The organism is Azorhizobium doebereinerae UFLA1-100 (assembly GCF_000473085.1).
GTDB lineage: Bacteria > Pseudomonadota > Alphaproteobacteria > Rhizobiales > Xanthobacteraceae > Azorhizobium > Azorhizobium doebereinerae.
Genome location: NZ_AXBA01000004.1, coordinates 61,356 through 80,326, shown reverse-complemented (window position 1 = coordinate 80,326; position 18,971 = coordinate 61,356). Strand labels below are relative to the sequence as shown.

Sequence of the window (18,971 nt, the reverse complement as noted above, 5' to 3'; positions counted from 1 at the left end):
GCCGGGCGATGCGCGCCCGCTCCGGCCCCGGCCGTCATGTCCCGCGATATCGCAGGGCCTCGACCAGCAGAGCGAAGGCGGGTGAGGACTGGCGCCGGCTGGGATAATAGATGTGGTGGCCGTCCCAGGACGGGCACCAATCCCCCAGGACCCGCACCAGCGCGCCGCTGGCGATATAAGGCGCGGCGATGTCCTCCGGCATGTGCCCGAACCCCAGGCCGTCAACGCACGCCTTCAAGACCTGGAAGATGCTGTTGAAGATGACCTGGCCCTCGACCCGCACTCGCATCTCCTTGCCGTCCTGCTCGAACTCCCAGACGTAGAGGCCGCCATAGGTCGGCAGGCGCAGGGTGACGCAGGAATGGTGGACGAGATCCTGGGGCGTCTCCGGCCGGGCGTGGCGATCAAGATAGGACGGCGCCGCGACGACCGCGAAGCGGACATCGGGGCCGATCCGCACCGAGATCATGTCCTTGGCGACCTGCTCACCAAGGCGGACGCCGGCGTCGAAACGCTCCGCGACGATATCGGCCAAGCCGTAGTCGATCGTGAGTTCGACCTTGATGTCGGGATAGTCCAGCAGGAACGTCTTCAGCTTCGGCCAGAGGACGGTATCGATGGCATAGTCGGTGGCCGTGATCCGGATCGTGCCGGACGGCTTCTCCCGCAGCTCGCTCAGCGCCTCGATCTCCGCCTCGATCTCCTCGAACCGGGGGCCGAGGGTCTGGAGAAGACGCTCGCCGGCCTCGGTGGGCGAGACGCTGCGCGTCGTGCGGGTCAGGAGGCGAATGCCGAGCCGGGTCTCAAGCTGGCGGATCGTGTGGCTGAGCGCCGACTGCGAGACACCGACCTTTGCCGCCGCCCTCGTGAAGCTCCGCTCCCTGGCAACGGCCAGAAAGGCGATGAGGTCGTTGATGTTTTGACGGGCCACTCATGAATCTCCCTCATATTGTATTCGGCCATTGAGCGAAGTTGGACAAGTCTCAGCCGTGTCGGAGCCCGACACGCTCGCGTGAGAACGATCGGCACCGCCATTTCATGAGAACAGCTCATAAGCGCTTGCGAAACTTGCCGGCTAGTCCGGCATCGATGGGTTCGGCAGGTTGGCCTCCTGACGAAGAGCGTCTTCGAGGCCATGGAGCGAGAGCGGCAACGGCGCCACGGGAGGCTCTCTGCGAAGGGGATCATGATGGATATCAAGCGAAGCGGCACCCAGCCCTCCAGCAAGGGCCCCGGCGACTATTTCACCGGGACCGTGCGCGTCGATCCGCTGTTTCAGGCGGACGATCCGGCGCGGGCGACGGGCGCGAGCGTGACCTTCGAGCCGGGCGCGCGGACCGCCTGGCACACGCATCCGCTCGGGCAGACGCTGATCGTCACCTCGGGCCTCGGGCGGGTGCAGCGCGAGGGCGGCCCCGTCGAGGAGATCCGGCCGGGGGACGTGATCTGGTTTCCGCCCGGCGAAAAGCACTGGCACGGCGCTTCGCCGACCGTGGCAATGACGCATGTCGCCATTCAGGAACGCCTCGACGGCAAGTCGGTCGACTGGATGGAGAAGGTCACTGACGGCCAATATGACGGGTGAAGCGCGCCCTTCGTTGCGGGAGCGATCTCCCGCCGTGTGGATCCGCGAGCGGTTTCCTCACCCGTCCCCCCGGCCGCGGAGAACCCGCCGGTAGAGCGTGCTGCGATCGATCCCAAGCTGCCGCGCCGCGCGGGAGACGTTGCCGCCGCACGCCTCCAGGGCGGCGCGCATCGCCTCGCGGGTCAGATGGGACAAAGGATATTCCGCAGGACCAGCGGCAACCGGGGTCTCTGTCCCCCGCCGGAAATCCGGCGGCAGCGCCGCGGCATCCAGCATCTGGCCGGGTTCCGCGAGCGCCAGCATGGCTTGCAGAAGGCCCGACAGCTGGCGGAAATTGCCCGGCCAGTCGTGAGCCGCCAGGCGATCCTCCACGTCGGAGGAAAGGACCACGCCCGCCTGCGCGCCCCCGAGGCGCTGCCACATCGCCCGTACCAGCGCGCGCCGATCCGGCAGCGCGCGCAGCGGCGGCAGGTCGATCACATAAGGCGCGATGCGGAAATAGAGATCCTGCCGGAACTGCCCCGCCTTCACCAGCGCGCCCAGGGAGCGGTGGGTGGCGCAGATCAAGGCGAAATCCACCGGCACGGGACGCCCGCTCCCGAGCGGCGAAACCGCCTTGTCCTGGAGCACGCGCAGGAGCCGCGCCTGAAGGCCCAGCGGCATGTCGCCGATCTCGTCCAGGAACAGCACCCCGCGATCGGCCTGGCGCAGCAAACCCTTCTGCCCCTGCCGACGGGCGCCGGTGAAAGCCCCCTCCTCATAGCCGAACAGCTCGGACTCGATCAGGCTCTCCGGCAGGGAGGCGCAATTGATGGCCACGAACGGCTGTCCCGCTCGATTGCTGCGCCCATGGGCGGCGCGGGCGAACATGTCCTTCCCGGTGCCGGTCTCTCCCTGCACGAGGACGGGAACATCGGCCTCCAGAAGCCGCACGGCGCGCGCGAGCGCCGCCTGCGTCTCCGACGACAGAAGCGGCTCGGGTGCGCCATGCGGCCGGGAGGCGGGCGGCCGGGATTTCGCCGTCCGCGCAATGCCGGGGCTTTGCGGTGCGATTACACGGCAGACCACGTCCAGGCCGGCCTCCGTGCGCATCTGCCGTGGCACGCCGGAGGGTTCCGCCCGCCCGAACACCTCGGGCGCCGTCAGCCGGTCGAGCGCGGACCAGTCGAACTGGATGAGTTGGAGCGCGTGCCGGTTGGCCGCCACCAGTCGCTCGCCCTCGAACACGAGGATGCCTTCCCGCGCCGTGCCCAGCAGTTCGCGGTCACGATGAAAGCGGAACATCGTGCAGTGCGAAAAACCCTGCTCGAAGAAGCGGTGCTCGATCTGCTCCACCGCCAGCCGTACCAGGCCGAGGGCATGGACATGGCGCACGCTGGCGTGGCCGGACATGTCCAGCACGCCGGCCAGCACCCCGCGTGGGTCGAGGATCGGCGCGGCGGCGCAGGCGAGGATCCGGTGCGGATTGAAGAAGTGCTCCGCGCCATGCACGGCGATGGGGCGACGCTCCACCAGCGCGGCACCGATGGCGTTGGTGCCCGTGGCCGTCTCGCTCCAGGGCACGCCGGGGCGCAGCGCCACCTTGGAGGCGCGATCGGCAAAGACCGTGTTGCCCGCCATGTCGAGCACCAGTCCGGCCGCATCGGTGAGGATGACCACGCTGTCCGTGAGCTTCGCGTCGGCGCGCAAGGCATCGATTTCCGGGCGGGTCATCCGGCGCAGCAGGTCGTGGCGCTGCTGAAGCTCGCGCAAGGCCGGCGCGCTGAGCGGTTCCACCCGGGGCGGGTCGCTGACGTCCAGCCCCTGCTCGGCGCAGCGTTGCCAGGAGCGCAGGATAGGCGCCGCCACCAGCCCCTCGGCCAACTCCCCACGGTTGAAAAAGCGCTGCCGGGCCGAAAGCACAGTATCGGTCGTCGCCGCGGGTGCCATGGGCTGCGTCCTCCGGACTGTGGCATTCTGCAACACATGTCGCAGATGGCATCTCTTTATCGGCGTTACTTTCGCACGTCACGGCCACACCCGTCTATCGCAACAGATCCGGGCCACCCTCGAATATTTGAGATGCCATTTCGTCTCAGCAACTTCCCGCGATGCAGCGCAGATTTGCAGATGCGAAAGCCGGTGCTTGGCATGCCTGCTGCAACCGCTGTCCCATCACATGGGAGGAAACGATGAACAAACCTGAATTCCTTTCGGCGCAGTCGCGGTCCCCGTTCAAGGCGCGATACGGCAACTTCATCGGCGGGCAGTGGGTGGAGCCCGTGGACGGGCGCTATTTCGACGACACCACGCCCATCACCGGCGAGGTTCTCACGCAGGTCGCCCGCTCTCAGGCGGAAGACGTGGAACTGGCGCTCGATGCCGCGCACGCGGCCAAGGAGGCCTGGGGCCGCACCAGCACCACCGAGCGCTCGCTCATCCTCAACCGCATCGCCGACCGGCTGGAAGCGAACCTCGAACTCCTCGCCCGGGCCGAGACCTGGGACAATGGCAAGCCCATCCGCGAGACCCTGGCGGCGGACATTCCGCTCGCCATCGACCATTTCCGCTATTTCGCCAGCGTGGTGCGGGCCCAGGAAGGCTCCATCGGCGAAGTGGACCACGACACGATCGCCTACCACTATCATGAGCCGCTCGGCGTGGTGGGCCAGATCATTCCCTGGAACTTCCCCATCCTGATGGCCGCGTGGAAGCTGGCGCCCTCCCTCGCGGCGGGAAATTGCGTGGTGCTCAAGCCCGCCGAGCAGACGCCCGCCTCCATCCTGGTGCTGGCGGACCTGATCGCCGACCTGCTGCCGCCGGGCGTGCTGAACATCGTCAACGGTTTCGGCCTGGAGGCCGGCAAGCCGCTCGCCTCCAGCCCGCGCATCGCCAAGATCGCCTTCACCGGCGAAACCAGCACCGGCCGGCTCATCATGCAGTATGCGAGCCAGAACCTCATTCCGGTGACCCTGGAACTGGGCGGCAAGTCGCCCAACATCTTCTTCCAGGACGTGGCGGCGGAGGATGACGACTTCCTCGACAAGGCGGTGGAGGGCTTCGTCATGTTCGCGCTCAACCAGGGCGAGGTCTGCACCTGCCCCAGCCGTGCCCTGATCCAGGAAAGCGTCTACGACCGCTTCATGGAGAAGGCGCTCAAGCGGGTGGAGGCCATCGTGCAGGGCGACCCGCTGGATTCCGCCACCATGATCGGCGCCCAGGCGTCCGGCGAGCAGCTGGAGAAGATCCTTTCCTATATCGACATCGGCCGCCAGGAGGGCGCCGAGGTGCTGGCCGGCGGCGCGCGCGCCCAGCTCCAGGGCGCGCTGGCCGGCGGCTATTATGTGCAGCCCACCGTGTTCCGCGGCCATAACCGCATGCGGGTGTTCCAGGAGGAGATCTTCGGCCCCGTGGTCTCCGTGACCACGTTCAAGGACGAAGCGGAGGCGCTCTCCATCGCCAACGACACGCTCTACGGCCTCGGCGCCGGTGTGTGGACCCGCGACGGCAACCGCGCCTATCGCTTCGGCCGGGCGATCCAGGCCGGGCGGGTGTGGACCAATTGCTACCACGCCTACCCCGCCCACGCGGCGTTCGGCGGCTACAAACAGTCTGGCATCGGGCGTGAGAACCACAAGATGATGCTGGATCACTACCAGCAGACCAAGAACCTGCTGGTGAGCTACAGCGCGAAGGCGCTCGGCTTCTTCTGATCGACCCCGTTCGCCGGCACCGCGCCTTCGGTGCCGGCGAATGTCCGCAAAAAGACGGATACGACGGTCCGTAGGCCACCCGGCACGGGTCGGTGCCTTTCCCCGCGCCCGCATCTCGCGGTGCCCACCGATGCCGCCGCGCGAAATCGCCATTGCCGGACAGGAAGCGATGCCGTGCTGGGATATCTTGCGTCTGGCGAAGATAAACTCATCGCCCAACTGATCGCCTATTGCATTGCGGACCATCATGCTGGCTTGCCGCACAGGTTGAACAGCAGCGCGGCCAGCCTGGACCACCGGATCGAAGTGACGTTGCCCCACCGACCTAATCCAGTGTGAAGTTTGCTTTGGCCCGACATGAGGACCGGAGCATGAAGCGCAACCAAAGGCTCCGCCACAGATCCCGTCTTCACATCCGGCCAACAGGCCATAACCAACCGCCCGGGTGAACTCACTGCTGAATAAAGCCTGGGGGCAACGTCAACACCACTGCTGTCGATCGAAGGACGAGGCCCGACGCTCATAGCGTCGGGCCGCTTACGCCGTCGAGGAGCAGGGCGAAGCGAACCCCACACCTCGCGAGGGCGCAATCGAGACTCTCGATCGCGAGACCTTGCCTGGCTTACTTCACGAGCGGACATCCGCTCTCGGTTTCCGGAATATAGGCATCCTTGCCGGGAATGGTCTGAACGAGGGTGAGATAGTCCCACGGCCCCTTGGACTCCGACGGCTTCTTGACCTCGAACAGATACATGTCGCCGAACACCCGGCCATTCTTTCCGATGGCGGCGTTCTTCATCATCATGTCATTCACGGGCGTCGCGCGCATCTTCTCCGCCACCTTGTCCGCGTCGTCGGACCCGACATCCTTCACCGCCTGGAGATAATGCCGGACCGCGGAGTACACGCCCGCCTGGTTCATCGAGGGCTTTCGTCCTGTCTTCGCCTCGAACTTCTTCGACCAGGCGCGGGTCTCGTCGTTCATGTCCCAATAGAAGGAATTGGACATGGTCAGGCCCTGCGCGACGGGCAGCGTGAGGGCATGGATATCGTTGATGTTCAGCAGCAGCCCGGCGAGCGTCTGACCGCCCTGCGGCAGACCGAACTCGTTCGCCTGCTTCACTGAGTTGATGGTATCGCCGCCCGCGTTGGCCAGCGCCACGACCTTGGCACCCGATCCTTGGGCCTGCACGAGGAATGAGGAGAAGTCAGAAGTGGCGAGTGGCACCCTTACCCCACCCTTCACCGTTCCGCCGAGCGCCTTGACGGTCTTTGTCGCTTCGTCCTCGAGCGAATGGCCGAAGGCATAGTCGGCTGTCAGGAAGAACCAACTCGTATCGCCTTTGGCCACCAATGCCCGGGCGGTGGTGGCGGAAACCGAATGCGTGTCCCATGTCCACATGAAACCGTACGGGCTGCATGCCTTGCCGGTCAGGTCGATCGCACCTGGACCCGACATCAGAAAGATGCGTTTGCGCTCCTTCGTGATGCCCTGAACGGCAAGCGCCGCAGCCGAGTTGGGAACGTCTGCAATGACGTCCACCTGCTCCGTGTCGATCCACTTCCTCGCGAGGCTCGCCGCTACGTCGGCCTTGTTCTGATGATCGGCGACAACGATCTCGACCGGGGTGCCATTGATGGCGTTCCCGAACTCCTCGGCGGCGAGACGTGCCGCCATAGCTGACCCTTCGCCATTGATATCCGAGTAGACCCCCGTGAGGTCCGACAGGACGCCGATCTTGATCTTGCCGTCCGACATCTGGGCGCTCGCCGGCGCTGCCATTCCACCAGCGGCGGCACCGAGCGCGACCGCAAGGACGATACCCTTCATGTAGCTTCTCCCTGTCTGTCTTTTATCGTTGATGGCTTTCTGACCCGGGCATCGCGAGCGCCCTCACCGCGCGACATAGCCTCCGTCCACTGAGAGCGCCGTCCCTGTCACACCGGCCGCAGCGTCCGAGCAGAGGAAGACGACAGCCGCCGCGATCTCCTCGAGCTTCACGGGACGCCTGATGGGCTGGTTCTCCAGGAAGACACCCTGCACCACCTCTTCGGGAGGCAGGCCGGTGACCCGCGCCTGATCAGCGACCTGCATCTCGATGATGGGCGTCATGACCATGCCGGGGCATACGACGTTGCAGGTCACCCCGGCCTGCGCCACCTCAAGAGCGACGGATTTCGTGAGCCCCACGAGCCCGTGCTTCGTGGCCACGTAGGCGGGCTTGTGCGGCGCACCCACCAGCCCCAGCGCGGATGCGATATTCACGATGCGGCCGAAGCGCCGGTCGAGCATGGACGGCATCACTGCCTTGGTGGCATGGAACGCCGCCGACAGATTGACCGCGAGCAGTAGATCCCATTTCTCATCCGGGAAGTCCGCCAACGGCGCGACGTGCTGCACTCCGGCGTTGTTGATCAGGATGTCGACCGGGCCCAACGCGCTCGACGCTGCTGCCACCAGCGCCCTGACTTCGTCCGGTCGCCCCATGTCGGCAGCGAAATAACGGACCGTCCGTCCGGTCTTCTCGGCAATCTCCCGTCGCGTCACGTCGATTGCGGCGGGATCCCCGAAGCCGTTCAGCATCACGTTGCAGCCCTCGGCCGCGAGCGCATGGGCAATGGCAAGGCCGATCCCTGACGTGGAACCGGTGACGACGGCGTTACGACCCTTCATGCATTCTTCCTTGCTCTGGACATAAGGTCTGCGCGAGATGGCGCGCGAGGGCATTACGGACTTCCTGCGCGCTTTCGCCGTTCCATTCCCGAAAGCCCTTCCCGGTCTTCATGCCAAGGTGCCCCGCCCGCACGAGTTCTTCGAGCAGAGGCAGGGGACCGGACGTGCGATCGAGATCGGGCAGAATGGTCTGGTGGACCATCAGTGCGAGGTCGGTACCCACGAGGTCGGCATTCTCCAGCGGGCCGAGAACCGACAGGCGCCGCCCGAAGCTGGCCTTCACCACCGTGTCGACCGTCTCCGCATCGCAGATACCGCCCTGAACCAAGGCGATGGCTTCGCGCCACATGGCATGCTGGAGGCGGTTGCCGATGAAGCCCGGAACGTCCTTGCGCACGTGCACGGGCGTTTTGCCGATGCTGGACAGCAACGCCATCATCGCCGCGATTTCGGCTTCCCCTGTGTCCCGGCCCTGGACGACCTCCACCAGCGGGATCAGGTGCGGCGGGTTCCACCAATGGGCTCCCATGCCGCGACGACGGTCTTGGAGCACGGACATGATGCTCGTGATGGGAATGGCCGACGTGTTGCTGGCCAGCAAGGCGGACGCAGGTGCGGCTGCCTCGACCTCAATGAAGAGCTTCTGTTTGAGGTCGAGGCTCTCTGGCACGGCCTCGATCACCACCGCCGCCTGACCTACTGCATCAGCCAGGTCGTCATGGAGCGTGATGAGATCACCGGCCGCCTCATCCGATCCGAGAAGGCGCAGGTTGGCCCTGACCTGATCCCGGACACATGCACGCCGATCCGGATCGGGCTCATAAATGTCGACCAGATGGTCGGCGGTTGCAAAGGCCTGCGCGATGCCGTGGCCCATGAGACCGGCACCGATGACGGCGATCCTCGTCCGCTGCATTTCCACCCCAAGCTTCGCGGGGCACTTCCTTCGTCCGGCGGCATCAGCAACGCCGCCGGGCGGGGTGCCCGTTGCCAAGGCTTCAGCAATCCCCATGCCAAACCCGCGAGCCAGAAGCCTTTCCAGCATTTCCAACGGGTCCGGCGTCACCGCCAATTTCGAAGCATCCGCTCGATGTCCAGCACTCGGGACAGCCAGCCATTCGGATGCCAGGAAAGTCGTTGACTACAGCTACTTTTGCGCGACCCTGGAGCGTCCTGATTTTTATCAGAATTGTCCAGATCTAGGACATGCCACCCAGGAAGTACCGATGCCAACCTCGGCCGAAGAACGGCTTTCAGCAGCCCGGTCGCTGCTTCAAATGGTTGAGGAAATGATCGATGGCGCCACCATCGTCGACCGTTGCTCCCGCGTCGTTTGGTTCAGCGAGGGGCAGCTCGCCCTGCTCGGCGGTGTCCGCCTCAATGACGTGGTCGGACAGGAGATCGAACGCGTCATTCCGCACAGCCGCCTCCGGGAAGTGGTGGAAACGGGCCTGCCCCAGCCCATGGACATCATCCAGTATGGCGATAAGTCCCTGCTCGTGACTCGCCTTCCGCTTCGGGACGAGACCGGCGAGATCATCGGCGCCTTCGCCTTCGCCTTGAAGAACAGCATCCCGCATCTGCGTCCGATCGCCGAGCGTGTCCATCAGTTGCAATCACGCTTGGCGCGCATGGAACAGGCACTCTCCACCACGCGCTCCCATCGATACACCAGCGAGCAGATCCTGGGCGCCAGCATTGCCATGCGGGAGGTTGGACGCCTACTGCGCCGGGCGGCTGAGGTTCGATCTCCCGTACTGCTGCTTGGAGAGACCGGCACCGGCAAGGAAATGGCGGCGCATGCGATCCATGCCGCATCTGGCCGCGTGAACAGGCCCTTCGTTGCGATCAACGTCGCGGCCGTGCCGGAGAACCTGTTGGAAGCGGAGTTCTTCGGGGTTGCGCCAGGCGCCTTCACGGGGGCGGCCCGCCAGCCTCGACCAGGCAAGTTCCAGCTCGCCCATGAGGGAACGCTGTTCCTCGACGAGATCGGCGACATGCAGCTTGCCCTGCAAGCGAAACTGCTCCGTGCGCTTCAGGACGGGGAAGTCGAGCCCGTCGGTTCGAACCAGCTCGCTCGCGTGGACGTGCGCGTGATCGCCGCCACAAGCCGCTCGCTGACCGACATGGTGCGAGCAGGAACGTTCCGACAGGATCTCTATTACCGACTGAACGTCCTTTCGATCCGGCTTCCCCCGCTACGGGACCGCCACGGAGACATCGAGCTTCTTGCCAGGAAGTTTAGCGAACGGATTGCCCAAACCTACGCCATGCCCATCCGCCCGATTACCCCCGCTGCGTTGGATGTACTCGAGGCTCACCTCTGGCCTGGAAACGTTCGGGAGCTTGGGAACGTCATAGAGCAGATCTATGTGCGCACCGACGGCGACGGCATCGCCGCGCCTGACGTCGCCGAAGTACTTGAAATCGATGTCGCTAAACCGGCTGAGCCAGCCCCGAACTCGGTGAGCCTGTCCAGTGCGGTCGCGGAACTGGAACGCCGCATGATCACTGATGCCTTGAACAAGCATGCCAATCGGCAAGCCGCAGCCAAGGCACTCGGCATCTCCCGAAGCAACCTGTACGCCAAGATGGAGCGTCACGGCATCAGGGACGGCGCGGAGCAGTCCCAGGGAGAAGGTGCGACGAGAAATTCGGCTTCGGCCAGGTCATAGCAACTACGAGCTGATGCTACGAGACCACTCAAGATGTTCGAGCACGCCGGAGCTCCTGGATGCATCAGTGGCCCGCAGTCCTCACTTCGCTGCGAAGCCAATCCATGATGGTTGTGATACCAACATCGGCAGAGCGACGCCCAATCCGCCCAATCGACCCGTTCATGGGTAGCTGCGGGCCGTTCATGGCCATGTTGCCTCCACCTCCCCGTCGCTCCGCACGAACAACACCGAGAGGCCGAGACGGCGCGCGAGTGCCGGACCATCCTTCGCCCCGCGCACCAGCAGGGCCGTGGCCCAGGCGTCCGCCGCCATGCAGGTCTCGGCGAGCACAGTGACGGCGGCAAGGTCGTTCTCCAATGGCGCGCCGCGAAACGGGTCCATGGTGTGGGAGAGCATCCGTCCCCCCACCTCTATCTGATGGCGATAGCTGCCGGAGGTGGCGACAGCAGCGCCTGACAGCTCCAGCACCCCGAGAATCTCGCGCTCTCCCGCGTCTGGCCTTTCGTGCGCCACGGTCCAGGGGCGGCCGTCGGGCTTCGTGCCCTCGGCCCGCATCTCGCCGTCGATGCCCACAAGCCAGGAGGACAGGCCAGCCTCCGTCATCGCCCGCGCCAGTTCGTCGACGCCGAAGCCCTTGGCGATGCCGGAAAGATCGAGCCGCCGCGGCGCGAGCCGGCGCACGCGCTGGCCCATGTGATCAAGCTGGAGCGTCTTCGGCGGTTCGAAGAAGGAGCGGCCGGCGAGCGCGGCGATACCCCCGCCATCGGGCACGCGCGACCCGCCGCCAAAGCCCCAGGCCTTGACCAGATCGCCCACCCCGATATCGAACGCCCCCTCCGACAGGCGGCCAATCTCCAGGGACGCGGCGAGTACCTGCGTCAGTTCGCGGGGGATCTTCACCCAGACGCCCGAGGGAGCGGAGTTGAGCCGCTCCAGATCCGAGTCCGGCAGCCAGCTGGACATCTGCTGCTCAACGCGATCCACAGCCCCCTGGAGGTGGCGGATCAGTGCCCCCTCCTCCACGTCGCCGCCGGCGTGGAACAACGCCGACCAGCGTGAACCCATGGCGGGGCCGCTCAGGGCGTGGCGGCGGAGCACAGCCGAGCTATGGGCCGGATCAGTAGACGTCTTCGACATAGCGTCCTGCGGATTTGAGGGTAGCAAGGTCAAGGCCGAGTGGCTGGACGACCGTGTCGAGCGCGAGGGTCACGGCCTGCGCCATGTCCCGGCCCCCGCATACCAGTATTTGCGCACCCTGCCGGATCAGCTCACGCAAACGGGGCGCGTCCGCCGCGAGGCGATCCTGGATATAGGCTCCGCCATTCGGCCCGCGAGAGAAGGCGGTGTTGAGGGAGGTCAAGCGCCGTTCGGCAAGGTGCTGGGCCAGTTCATGCTCGTACAGGAAATCCGAAGCCGCGCTGCGGCCGCCCCAGTAGAGATGGACCGGACGACCAGCGTCATTGGCGCGCACGAAACCCGCGAGCGGGCCGATGCCAGCACCAGCGCCGATGAGGATGAGCGGCCCCCTGCCCTTGGCCGGACGGAACGCCGGGTTCTCGCGGACGTACGCTTCGATCCGGTCGCCCGGCTCAAGAGCATGCAGGAAGGTCGAACAGAGGCCGCCCTCGCGCAGCCGCACGCAGATCTCAAGCACGCCGTCACGTGTCGAAGATGCCAGCGAATAGAACCGGGGCATCGGATCGCCTGGCGGCAGGATGCCGACGAGGTCTCCCGCTTCGAACGAGGGCAGGCGGCTAGCCTTGGCACCGGCCCCTGCCCCGTGGAAGCGCAAGATCGCGACCGGCGCGCCGACGGCAACGCCGTAGTCCTCGCGCTCGGCGAGTTCGAGCGTGACCGTCTTCGGCCGTTCGGCAACATGCGTGAGCACCAGATCATGGCCGAGTACGGCGCCGAGATCCTGCCCCCATTGGGCGAATTCCTGCGCCGAGCGGCGATCGATACGCTTCATCGGCAGGAGCCACGGCCAGCCCCTCGCCGTGAACGCCGCCGAGACCTCTTCCGCGAAGCGACAGAAGTGCGCGAAATTCCGGTCTCCGAAGCCGAGAACGGTCACTGGGACAGGTTTTTTCATCGTGGCGAGGCGCGCGAGGAACTTCGATGCCGAAGCCGGCGCGGCGCCGTCGCCATGGGTCGCCGTCAGAATCAGCAGACGTTCAGCGCTCGCATAGACCGGGGCGAGCTCATTCATCGCAGCGGTGTGAACACGATGACCGGCGACCGTCAGCGCGGCATGCAGCGTCGCGGCAAAACCCCAGGTCGAATTACCTTCGCTGCCCACGAGAATGACGGTGTCGGCCGTGCGGGCAGAAACGTTCATGGTGATGCGCGGCCGTGCGGCGCGGCGGCGCCACCAGAGCACGATTCCGGTCACGCCGAGCACCGGCACGGCGAGGGACGAGACGCCCAGCCACAGGCCGAGCACCCAGGCGCCACGGCCGGTATGGAGCATGCGGATCAGATCCTGAAGGCGGTCAAGCGCCGTCGCCGGCATGAAGGCCAACTGAGCGCCAGTCGCCATGTCAATCCGCGCCTCTCCAGCCGATGTGCGCAGGGAGTAGGTATCCAGGCGGTCGTCGGGGGCCGGGAAGGTCAGCTCGCGCAAGTCCGCCACATCGACGGACTTGAGTGCCGCGAGGGTCCCCACCGGCGCGGGCACCCCGCCGCTCGCCACCACCGCTGGTGCCGCGACTTGGCTCTCGGGGATGAAGCCGAAGGTGCTTGCCGACATCCACATGCCGGTCAGGGACGACAGCACCAGTCCAGCGGCGGCAAGACGACCGAGCGCCCCATGCCACCGCTGCGCGGGTGTCCCTTGGATCGGGCGGAGCAGCGCCCGCCATCCGCCCAGACGACGGGCAAGCATCATCATGCCTGACGCCGTCAGCACGAGCATGGCAAGCGCACCTGTGCCTGCGGCCGCACGGCCCGCATCGCCCGCCAGGAACGAGCGGTGCAGGTTGGTCATGAAACGGGAGGCTGCCGAAATCCGATAGGGGCCCAACCCCGCTCCGGTGGTCGGATCAATCCTTTCGACGCCATTCACGTCCCCGTCGCTGAAGGCGACGGTGATCGATCCGTCCGCGCGCTTTCGGATGGAGTCGATGCTCTGGTGACGGGCCGCGACCGCCTCGGCGAGCGTCGCGACGCTGGTGCCGTGTGCGATCTCCGGCGCGGCGAGGCGGTCGAGCACCGGCTCCACCGAGAGCATGGCTCCTGTGAGGGTGACGACAGCGAGGCCCAGCGCGAGCATGATGCCCGGCAGCGAATGAAGGCGGCGAAGCATGATGAGGAGTTCCGATCGGGTCAGAAGGTGACCGAGAAGGATTTGACGTAGCCTTTGCCGGGAACCGCTTTGCCGGAGGCGGAGGTGTCGAGCGGAGCGACCACCTCCGAGGGGTTGTCCATGCCATCCTCGACCGCCGTGTCGACGTGGACCTGGTAGCCCGCGTTGATCATGGCATCAGCAATGTCGAGGCTGATCTTCAACGTCTTGCCCGAACCGACGCTGGCGCCGGTGATGCCGTCGATCTCGGTCGGCCGCCCCCCGGAGGCGCGCTGCCAGTCCGACAGGTGGCGATAGTATTTCGCCTTGCCGCCCGCCATCCAGAGCGTGCCTTTATACTTTCCGGCGGCGTCTGTAACGTAGAGGACGACATAAGCGCCATTGCCGCCGTATGTCTTGAGTGCGGTCTCGAAGGTAACCTGCCGTGCCTCGGCAAAGGTCGGCGCGATGAAGGCCGCGGTTGCGGCCAGCGCAGGCAGAACGAATTTCATCGGGGTGTTCCTTAAAGTTGGGATGATCAGGCACGGCGGTCCGTCATTGAACCTCGACCTTGGGCCGGGTCTTGCCGCTGAACAGGCCGTTGTCGGGCACCGATGCCTTGGGATCGGACGGGCCGTTCTGTGGGATTGGGCCGGGACGAGCGCCCTTGCCATCATCGTCGTCGTCGCCCTCATCGTCATGGTGAGAGCGGCGGTGATGCTCGCCGCCATGGTCCCGGCTCTGGGAACCCTCGGTCATGCGGATCGGATGGCCCTGGGCGTCGGCGATCGCCCTGCTGTCGTGTCGTTCCTGTCGATGGCCGTTCGAGAGGTCGAAGTCGGCCGCCGCCAGCGCAATGCCGATGCCGGCGGTGGAAATGAGAAGGCCGGCTCCGATCAGGATTCGCGTCTTCATGGGATGTCCCTCGGCTGGTGTTGACCGGGGCATCCTCGTGTTCGCGTCTGACGGCCACCTGAAGCCGATGCGGATTGACGTTCAGCTTCCCGTCAGGCTCGTGGCGACGCCGTGAACCGTACAGTGGCCCGGAAGCCGTCGGCCTCGTCCGGGATTGGCGATGCAAGCTGGAGCGAGAGGCCGGCGCCACGGCAGATGGCAGCCGCAATCGCAAGGCCGAGGCCGGAGCCCTCCGACCGCGTCGGGCCGCGCTCGAACGGGCGGGTCAGACGCTCCAGCCGGTCGGCCGGAACGACCGCGCCATGGTTCGAGACTTCGAACAGGCCCTCGCCAAGCTGCACGCGGACCGGAGCATCCGGCGTGCCGTGCTTGAGCGCATTCTCTATCAGATTGCGCGCCAGGATCGCGAAGGCGTCCGGGTCGAGATCCGAGAGCGGGCCTCCATCCGGTGGGATCGAGACAATGAGAGCGTCGCCGCCATCGGACTGCCGGTCGATCTCCTCGATCACATGTCGCAATACCGGGCCCAGTGGCGCCGGAGATTCCGCGAGCAACCCTCCACCCTCCGCCTTGGCGAGCTGGAGGAGCTTTTCGGAGAGGCGCGCGAGACGCCGCAAGGCAGTCACCACTGAGCGAGCCCGCTCAACGGCCGCGCCCTCCGGAAGCTCGGCCACGAGGCGCTGCGCCTGGGCTAGCGCCGCGGCAATCGGCGTGCGCAATTCGTGGGCGCTGTTGGCGGTGAAGCCGCGCTCGGCTTCGAGCGTTCCGCGCAATCGCTCGATCAAGGCGTTGACCGACTCCGCGACGGGCGCCATCTCGTCTGGCAGCCCTTCCCCGGCAACCGGCGCGAGATTGCCACGCCCCCGCGCTTCGATCGCGCGGCGAAAGGCAACCACAGGCTTCAACGACAACCGTACCGAGAGCCAGACACCGAGCAGCGCGATCGGCACCAGCGCGACGAGCGGCCAGATCAAGGCCGCTACAGCGTGCCGGAGCGCCGCTCCGCGATGCGCAAGCTCCTCCGCTGTGGTCACCAGGACGGTGCCCTGGACGGCGGCCTCAGTATAGGTTCGCAACCGCTCCGTCGTGTGGAAGCCCGGAGCGAGGCCGCGCGGGATCTTCATGAGGTCCGCATCACTCGACTGAAGCAGCTCGCGCCCCTCGGCATCACGGACCACGTAGGTGATGTATTCCCGGTGGGGACCGATCCGCGCCATGTGCTGGGTGGTGCCTGCGCCCCCATCGCGCGAGAGCAGCTCGGCATAGGCCAGCGGCAGCACGCGCTGCGCCACCTCCTGCAGGGCACTGTCGAACAGTTCATCGATTGCGTGGCGCAGCACCAGCCCGGCCACCGCGACAGCAGCAAGCCACAAGGCCGTGACACCAACGGCAAGCCACAAGGCGAGGCGCCGGCGCAGGCTCCATCGACGAGGGGGGCGAGCGTCCATCACTGGCCGCCACCTGGCGCACCAAGACGATAGCCCATGCCACGCACCGTCTCGAACACGTCCGCCCCAAGCTTCTTGCGCAGGCGCGCGATATAGACCTCGATGGTATTGCTCTCGATCTCGGCATCAAATGAATAGAGCCGTTCCTCAAGCTGCAGCTTCGACATCAATTGATGGGGCCGCTGGACGAAAACTTCGAACAGAGACCATTCACGGGCGGTCAGCGGCACGATCTTGCCACCACGCCGGACGGAGCGGGCCGCAAGATCAATCTCAAGCCCGCCGATGACGACGAGAGGATTTGGATTGCCGCAATAACGCCGCCCTACGGCACGAATCCGGGCGGAGAGTTCGAAAAGATCGAAGGGCTTCACCAGATAATCGTCAGCCCCCGTATCAAGGGCCGCAATGCGGTCAGTGATCTGATCTCGCGCCGTCAGGACGATCACCGGCGTCGCATTGCCGGTCGCTCGCTGCCCTTTCAGGAAGTCGAGGCCGCGCCCGTCAGGCAGCATCAAGTCGAGCAGGACGAGTTCAAAGGCGGCGGCACGCATCGCCTCCGTGGCCTCGTCGAGCCGGTTTACCCAATCGACGCAATGGCCGTCGGCGACAATCTGATCCCGAACGGCCATGCCAAGGACCGGATCGTCTTCCACCAACAGGATGCGCATATGCCGCCTCGGAATGTTCCATGCGATTTTAGCGCGCCGGATCAACGAATGGGGGAGCTAATTGATGATGACGTTCAGGTGGGCGTCAGTTCGGCATGCTTGAGTTGGTTGGCGGACTTCACCCGGCGGGAGAGGGATTGTGAAATTCAAATGCGTGGCGGCGATCCTGTTCCTTTCCCCGTGCCTCGGTGCCGTGCCGGCAGCGGCGGATCAGGTCTGCAGCGTCCCCCTGAGCGATTGGCAACCGCGCCAAGCCCTCCAGAAAAAGCTGGAGGCCGACGGCTGGACCGTCCTCTCGATCCGCTCCGACGACGGCTGCTACAAAGTCAAGGCGATGAGGGCGGGCGGCGATCACCTCAAGGCCAAATATGATCCCGCAAGCCTCGAACGCATACAGCCAATGTCCCAAGACGACGACGATAGACACCACTGATCGAACTGAGGACTGCCGGCCTCGCCCCGGTTGGCGTGTAACGAGGACGAAGACCTGCGGTCACTGGCAATGTGGGCTGCTCGACTTGCTGATCCTGCTCCTAGTCGCCCCCTGGACCGCAGGGCTTGTCAAATGCGTCGGTCGGCAGTGGACTGGACTGCCCCCGGTCCGTTAGACAGAGCCGAGCTATCCTTGGACCGACCCTGGTTTTGTAGACAAAGCCGAGCCTCACGCGGAAGCGCGTTCGAACGCCTCGGGACTGATGCCGCCGAGATGGCTGTGGCGGCGGGTTCGGTTNTAGAACGCCTCGATATAGTCGAAGACATCGGCGCGCGCCAAGGCGCGGGTCTTGNAGATGCGTTTCTGGATGCGCTCCTTTTTCAGGCTGCTGAAGAAGGATTCGGCGACCGCATTGTCCCAGCAGTTGCGGCGTCTGCTCATGCTGGTTTCGAGCGAATGGGCAGCGCAGAACCGTTTGAAGTTGTCGCTGCCATACTGGCTCCCCTGATCCGAATGCACCAGCACACGGCCCTTCGGCTTGCGTCGCCAGACAGCAGCCAGCAGCGCCTGAAGCACGACGTTAGTCGCCTGCCGGGCCAGCATNGACCAGCCGACGACGCGGCGGGAGAAGAGGTCGATCACGACCGCCAGATAGGCGAAGCCTTCGTGGGTGCGGATGTAGGTTATGTCGGTCACCNAGGCCTTGTCCGGCGCCTCCGCGTCAAACCGGCGATCGAGCGTGTTGTCGACCGCCAGGGATGGCTTGCCTCCAGAGTGGCCGGGGCGGCGCTTGTAGCCGATCTGCGCCCGGATGCCGGCAAGCCGCGTCAGCCGCGCAACCCGGTTGGGACAGCAGCTCTCGCCCATGTCCGCCAGGTCGTCGTGGAGCTTGCGATAGCCATTGACCTTGCCGCTCTCGCGCCATGCGGCGCGGATCAACTCGGTCTGTCGGTGGTCGTCCTGCGCGNGCTTGCTCAGCGGGGCCTTCAGCCAGGCGTAGAAGCCGCTGGGCTGGACACGGAGGCACCGACACAGGGCGCGGATCGAAAACAGCAGGCGATGCTCGGCGATGAACGCCTACTTCACTTTGCACTCTTGGCGAAGTACGCGGCCGCTTTTTTAGGATGTCGCGCTCTTCCGTCACGCGCAGCAACTCGCGCTTCAGCCGGCGGACCTCAGCGGCCTGATCGTCATCGCGGGCCACGGCGGCAGGCTTGCCGTACCGTTTCCTCCACTCGTAAAGCGAGTACTTGCTGATCCCCAGCCGCGCAGCCACCTCCGCAACCGGATAGCCCCGCTCGGTGATCTGAACGACCGCGTCGCGCTTGAAGTCCTCGGTGAAGTTCGCTTTGCCCATCGGGGCCTCCTTGCCTCAAAATTTAGGGAAGAAGGCATCCAGGACTCTAGGGCGGTTCATACTGACTCTCGCGCACTCCGATTTCATCCTCTGACCAAGAAGGGGGGAAGCACTGCCTCTCCCCGTTTCTCTTTTATTTACTGGCAGAGAAGCGCACCTCACCTTCCGCAAGGTACCCGCTCTGGCACGGATAGATCCCTCGGAATGGGCTCCTGCCGCATTACAAGGCGCACCC

The 18,971-nt window shown here is 65.5% G+C and carries 15 protein-coding genes and 1 pseudogene; 4 read left to right on the top strand and 12 right to left on the bottom strand.

Features of this window, described 5'->3' with window-relative positions:
- Positions 1 to 34: 34 nt before the first annotated feature.
- A complete protein-coding gene (locus tag YU1_RS0105530) occupies positions 35 to 931 on the bottom strand; it encodes a LysR family transcriptional regulator (RefSeq protein ID WP_029003214.1) in 897 nt (298 codons plus the stop codon).
- Positions 932 to 1,189: 258 nt separating this feature from the next.
- On the opposite strand from YU1_RS0105530, the gene YU1_RS0105525 reads away from it, so the two are divergent.
- The gene (locus YU1_RS0105525; protein ID WP_029003213.1) at positions 1,190 to 1,585 is read left to right on the top strand and encodes a (R)-mandelonitrile lyase; all 396 of its coding nucleotides are present in this window, start codon (positions 1,190 to 1,192) and stop codon (positions 1,583 to 1,585) included.
- A gap of 57 nt (positions 1,586 to 1,642) precedes the next feature.
- Here the strand turns inward: YU1_RS0105525 and YU1_RS0105520 are convergent, their stop codons facing one another.
- Entirely contained in the window at positions 1,643 to 3,514 is a 1,872-nt protein-coding gene (locus YU1_RS0105520; RefSeq protein WP_029003212.1) for a sigma-54-dependent Fis family transcriptional regulator, read from the bottom strand.
- A gap of 242 nt (positions 3,515 to 3,756) precedes the next feature.
- On the opposite strand from YU1_RS0105520, the gene adh reads away from it, so the two are divergent.
- The gene (gene adh / locus YU1_RS0105515) at positions 3,757 to 5,277 is read left to right on the top strand and encodes an aldehyde dehydrogenase (protein ID WP_029003211.1); all 1,521 of its coding nucleotides are present in this window, start codon (positions 3,757 to 3,759) and stop codon (positions 5,275 to 5,277) included.
- Positions 5,278 to 5,899: 622 nt separating this feature from the next.
- On the opposite strand, the gene YU1_RS0105510 is transcribed toward adh, so the two are convergent.
- From YU1_RS0105510 to YU1_RS0105500, 3 genes are all read right to left on the bottom strand, one after another.
- On the bottom strand, positions 5,900 to 7,108 hold the full coding sequence (locus tag YU1_RS0105510; RefSeq protein WP_029003210.1) for an ABC transporter substrate-binding protein: 1,209 nt from the start codon (positions 7,106 to 7,108) through the stop codon (positions 5,900 to 5,902).
- A 63-nt stretch (positions 7,109 to 7,171) separates the two neighbouring features.
- Entirely contained in the window at positions 7,172 to 7,951 is a 780-nt protein-coding gene (locus YU1_RS0105505) for a 3-hydroxybutyrate dehydrogenase (protein WP_029003209.1), read from the bottom strand.
- Complete coding sequence (locus tag YU1_RS0105500; RefSeq protein WP_245263242.1) at positions 7,938 to 9,017, bottom strand: 3-hydroxyacyl-CoA dehydrogenase family protein; 1,080 nt, start codon at positions 9,015 to 9,017, stop codon at positions 7,938 to 7,940. Before YU1_RS0105500 ends, YU1_RS0105505 begins: the two co-directional genes overlap by 14 nt.
- Before the next feature lie 160 nt (positions 9,018 to 9,177).
- On the opposite strand from YU1_RS0105500, the gene YU1_RS28125 reads away from it, so the two are divergent.
- Complete coding sequence (locus YU1_RS28125) at positions 9,178 to 10,626, top strand: sigma-54 interaction domain-containing protein (protein ID WP_051356529.1); 1,449 nt, start codon at positions 9,178 to 9,180, stop codon at positions 10,624 to 10,626.
- 183 nt (positions 10,627 to 10,809) lie between these two features.
- Here YU1_RS28125 and YU1_RS0105490 read toward each other — a convergent pair whose 3' ends face one another.
- The 6 genes from YU1_RS0105490 to YU1_RS0105460 form a co-directional block, all read right to left on the bottom strand.
- On the bottom strand, positions 10,810 to 11,766 hold the full coding sequence (locus YU1_RS0105490) for an FAD:protein FMN transferase (protein ID WP_051356528.1): 957 nt from the start codon (positions 11,764 to 11,766) through the stop codon (positions 10,810 to 10,812).
- On the bottom strand, positions 11,747 to 13,933 hold the full coding sequence (locus tag YU1_RS0105485) for a PepSY domain-containing protein (RefSeq protein ID WP_029003206.1): 2,187 nt from the start codon (positions 13,931 to 13,933) through the stop codon (positions 11,747 to 11,749). The genes YU1_RS0105490 and YU1_RS0105485 overlap by 20 nt, the downstream gene beginning before the upstream one ends.
- 20 nt (positions 13,934 to 13,953) lie before the next feature.
- On the bottom strand, positions 13,954 to 14,424 hold the full coding sequence (locus tag YU1_RS0105480; RefSeq protein WP_029003205.1) for a DUF2271 domain-containing protein: 471 nt from the start codon (positions 14,422 to 14,424) through the stop codon (positions 13,954 to 13,956).
- A 43-nt stretch (positions 14,425 to 14,467) separates the two neighbouring features.
- Positions 14,468 to 14,827, bottom strand: a complete 360-nt coding sequence (locus YU1_RS0105475) for a hypothetical protein (RefSeq protein WP_029003204.1) — start codon at positions 14,825 to 14,827, stop codon at positions 14,468 to 14,470.
- Between the two features lie 92 nt (positions 14,828 to 14,919).
- The gene (locus YU1_RS0105465; RefSeq protein ID WP_035714007.1) at positions 14,920 to 16,275 is read right to left on the bottom strand and encodes a sensor histidine kinase; all 1,356 of its coding nucleotides are present in this window, start codon (positions 16,273 to 16,275) and stop codon (positions 14,920 to 14,922) included.
- Entirely contained in the window at positions 16,275 to 16,946 is a 672-nt protein-coding gene (locus YU1_RS0105460; protein ID WP_029003202.1) for a response regulator transcription factor, read from the bottom strand. Before YU1_RS0105460 ends, YU1_RS0105465 begins: the two co-directional genes overlap by 1 nt.
- 139 nt (positions 16,947 to 17,085) lie before the next feature.
- Here YU1_RS0105460 and YU1_RS28120 point away from each other — a divergent pair, with 139 nt between their 5' ends.
- Positions 17,086 to 17,379, top strand: a complete 294-nt coding sequence (locus YU1_RS28120; protein WP_051356527.1) for a PepSY domain-containing protein — start codon at positions 17,086 to 17,088, stop codon at positions 17,377 to 17,379.
- Positions 17,380 to 17,607: 228 nt separating this feature from the next.
- Here YU1_RS28120 and YU1_RS0105450 read toward each other — a convergent pair.
- Positions 17,608 to 18,736, bottom strand: a pseudogene (locus YU1_RS0105450) (IS3 family transposase).
- Between the last annotated feature and the right edge of the window lie 235 nt (positions 18,737 to 18,971).

Excerpts from the sequence above, each read along its gene's own strand:
- YU1_RS0105480 (WP_029003205.1), bottom strand. The coding sequence starts at position 14,424 with ATGAAATTCGTTCTGCCTGCGCTGGCCGCAACCGCGGCCTTCATCGCG.
- YU1_RS0105460 (WP_029003202.1), bottom strand. The coding sequence starts at position 16,946 with ATGCGCATCCTGTTGGTGGAAGACGATCCGGTCCTTGGCATGGCCGTT.
- YU1_RS0105505 (WP_029003209.1), bottom strand. The coding sequence starts at position 7,951 with ATGAAGGGTCGTAACGCCGTCGTCACCGGTTCCACGTCAGGGATCGGC.
- YU1_RS0105490 (WP_051356528.1), bottom strand. The coding sequence starts at position 11,766 with ATGTCGAAGACGTCTACTGATCCGGCCCATAGCTCGGCTGTGCTCCGC.
- YU1_RS0105485 (WP_029003206.1), bottom strand. The coding sequence starts at position 13,933 with ATGCTTCGCCGCCTTCATTCGCTGCCGGGCATCATGCTCGCGCTGGGC.
- adh (WP_029003211.1), top strand. The coding sequence starts at position 3,757 with ATGAACAAACCTGAATTCCTTTCGGCGCAGTCGCGGTCCCCGTTCAAG.
- YU1_RS28125 (WP_051356529.1), top strand. The coding sequence starts at position 9,178 with ATGCCAACCTCGGCCGAAGAACGGCTTTCAGCAGCCCGGTCGCTGCTT.
- YU1_RS0105520 (WP_029003212.1), bottom strand. The coding sequence starts at position 3,514 with ATGGCACCCGCGGCGACGACCGATACTGTGCTTTCGGCCCGGCAGCGC.
- YU1_RS0105465 (WP_035714007.1), bottom strand. The coding sequence starts at position 16,275 with ATGGACGCTCGCCCCCCTCGTCGATGGAGCCTGCGCCGGCGCCTCGCC.
- YU1_RS0105510 (WP_029003210.1), bottom strand. The coding sequence starts at position 7,108 with ATGAAGGGTATCGTCCTTGCGGTCGCGCTCGGTGCCGCCGCTGGTGGA.
- YU1_RS0105525 (WP_029003213.1), top strand. The coding sequence starts at position 1,190 with ATGGATATCAAGCGAAGCGGCACCCAGCCCTCCAGCAAGGGCCCCGGC.
- YU1_RS0105475 (WP_029003204.1), bottom strand. The coding sequence starts at position 14,827 with ATGAAGACGCGAATCCTGATCGGAGCCGGCCTTCTCATTTCCACCGCC.